This is a genomic window from Aeoliella straminimaris (assembly GCF_024054565.1).
GTDB lineage: Bacteria > Planctomycetota > Planctomycetia > Pirellulales > Lacipirellulaceae > Aeoliella > Aeoliella straminimaris.
Map to the genome: position 1 here is coordinate 1 of NZ_JAMXLR010000035.1, position 895 is coordinate 895.

At 55.3% G+C, this 895-nt stretch carries 1 protein-coding gene; it reads right to left on the reverse strand.

All coding sequences use genetic code 11. The features are described from left to right. Nucleotides 1-895: hypothetical protein (locus NG895_RS09435; protein WP_252852235.1), on the reverse strand; the 895-nt coding region annotated here is incomplete at both ends.

Here is an 895-nt window from a genome sequence, read left to right on the forward strand (position 1 = left end):
CCGCCGTCCCATTCAGCGGCCAGCACCTTGGTCAGTACAATGTCGTTGCCGTCGCCGCCTTCGTAGGTGATCGAGAAATAATCTGTGCCGACCGCAAGAATGCCCCCTTCGCTCAGGCCGTTGAACGTGCCGACGATCGGGTCCGCAATTCCCCCCAAGTTATCATTGTCGAGAATGGTGAACGAATCGCCCACAGCGGGTGAGTATCCGAGCGTTACGTCCAAATCGCCAGCGATCTCTACTGTGCCGTTGACCTTCAATTGATCGTGGCCGCTGCCCGCTGTGGTGCCGTTGAGTTGAACTGAGAGTCGGGGATTGTAAGCGCCTTCGAATCCTACGTCGTCCAAAGTTAGGATGCCGGTCGTGGATCCACTGCCCGGATCAATCGTGCCGCGGACTAAGGCAGAACCACCGTATGTCCACGTCAAGGCACCCGTGCCGGAAAAAGTTCCGCCGTAATTCAAGGGATAGTAGTTTGTCGCCAGATTTGAGTTCAACTCAGCCGTAGCGGTGGAAGAATTCATGTACAGTCGACCAACATTGCCAAACGTCCCGTTGAACACGGTGGCCCCATAATTCAGATAGATGTATTGATTGTTCGTATCGACGTTGCCGTCCAACTGCAGACTGCCGGAGTAGACATAGAGTTGCACGTACGAGCCGGTCTCGACATCGCCCTCCCAGGTGTTGTTGCCATAGTTCTGAACGTAGAAGTATGTACCCGACGGCGAACTGAGCAACTCGTTGCCGACGGTTACGTTATTCTCTAAGCGAAGGTATGAACCGTTTGCGGTCACGACGGTCCCAGTAGCCGCGGTGTTGTCAGCTGCCCCAAGGGCATTATCATGACGCACCGATAGAGTGCCACCGCCGATGGTGGTCGTACCGGTATAGG